This is a genomic window from Streptomyces sp. MZ04 (genome assembly GCF_004684775.1).
Lineage (GTDB): Bacteria > Actinomycetota > Actinomycetes > Streptomycetales > Streptomycetaceae > Streptomyces.
The window spans coordinates 1-1,726 of the sequence record NZ_SRIC01000547.1 but is presented as its reverse complement, the minus strand read 5'-3'; the positions used below and the strand labels follow the sequence as shown (position 1 = coordinate 1,726).

Genomic DNA, 1,726 nt, shown 5'->3' with positions numbered 1-1,726 from the left:
CGCCGGCCCAGTCCGCCCCCGCCACCCGCAGGGCTTCCCGCACCTGTGGGACCGTCAGCCACTTCTGTGGGGCCAGGATCTTTGTCACCTGGGGGGCGAAGGACGGGGACGACACCACGATGTCGGAGGTCGGGCCGTCCGCGACGATTTCGCCGTCGGCGAGGATCGCCACCCGGTGGGCCAGTTCCGCCGCCAGCTCCACGTCGTGCGTGGCGAGGACGATCGCGTGTCCCTCGGCCGCGAGACCGCGCAGGACCGTGACCAGGCGGGCCTTCGCCGCGTAGTCGAGACCGCGGGTCGGCTCGTCCAGGAGCAGCAGGGGCGGGCGGGCCGCCAGGACGATCGCCAGGGCCAGCGTCAGGCGCTGGCCCTCGGAGAGGTCGCGGGGGTGCGTTTCGTCCGCGATGCCGGGGAGCAGTTCGCTGACCAGGGATCGGCAGGTGCCCGGCGCCGCGTCCGCGTCGTGGTCGGCGGCCGTGCACTCGGCGGCCACCGTGTCCGCGTACAGCAGATCGCGCGGTTCCTGGGGGACCAGGCCCACATGGCGGATCAGTTCGCGCGGGCCCGTGCGGTGCGGGACCGTGCCGCCCACCCGGACCGAACCGGACGACGGTTCCAGCAGGCCGACCAGGGTCGAGAGGAGCGTGGATTTCCCCGCGCCGTTGCGGCCCATCAGGGCGATCGTCTCGCCTGCGCGGACGGTGAGGTCCACGCGGCGCAGGGCCTCGACCCGGCCGCGGCGGACGGCCAGTGACGTGACGGTCGCGGCGGGCTCAGGGGCATCGCTCGTCTTCGTACGACGTCGAAGGCTGGGCCTGCGCGGTGCCGGCTGCTCGGCGGGGCGCGCGGCCGTGGTCTCCTCGGGCGGTTCCGACCCGGAGAGCCGCTCGCGCAGGGTGCCCGCCCTGCGGCGTGCGTCCCGCACGGTCAGCGGCAGCGGCGACCAGCCGGCGATGCGGCCCAGGGCGACCACCGGCGGGAACACGGGGGAGCGGGCCATCAGGGCGGCCGGGTCGCCGAGTACCGGGGCCTCGCCCGGCGCGGCGAGCAGCAGCACCTGGTCCGCGTACTGCACGACCCGCTCAAGGCGGTGCTCTGCCATCAGGACGGTGGTGCCCAGGTCGTGGACCAGGCGCTGGAGTACCGCGAGGACCTCCTCCGCCGCGGCCGGGTCGAGGGCCGACGTCGGCTCGTCCAGGACGAGGACCTGGGGGTGCGGGGTGAGGACCGAGCCGATCGCGACCCTCTGCTGCTGGCCGCCGGAGAGCGTGGCGATGGGGCGGTCGCGCAGGTCGGCGAGGCCGAGCAGGTCCAGGGTCTCCTCGACGCGGCGGCGCATCACGTCCGGGGCGAGGCCAAGCGACTCCATGCCGTACGCCAGCTCGTCCTCGACCGTGTCCGTCACGAAGTGCGCGAGCGGGTCCTGGCCCACCGTGCCGACCACATCGGCGAGTTCGCGCGGCTTGTGGGTGCGGGTGTCGCGGCCCGCCACCGTCACGCGGCCGCGCAGGGTGCCGCCGGTGAAGTGCGGCACCAGGCCGCTCACCGTGCCGAGCAGCGTCGACTTGCCGACCCCGGACGGGCCGACCAGCAGCACCAACTCGCCTTCGGGTACGACGAGTTCGACCCCCTGGACGGTGGGCTCGGCGACCCCTTCGTACGTCACGGAGACGTCCTCGAAGCGGATCATGAGGTCTCCTCGGGGGGCACGGGGGCGGGGGAGGAC

General features: G+C 74.6%; 1 protein-coding gene. It reads right to left on the bottom strand.

Going from position 1 to position 1,726, the window contains the following annotated elements:
• Positions 1-1,690: ABC transporter ATP-binding protein (locus E2651_RS43005; protein ID WP_135336697.1), on the bottom strand; the 1,690-nt coding region annotated here is incomplete at its 3' end.
• Positions 1,691-1,726 lie beyond the last annotated feature (36 nt).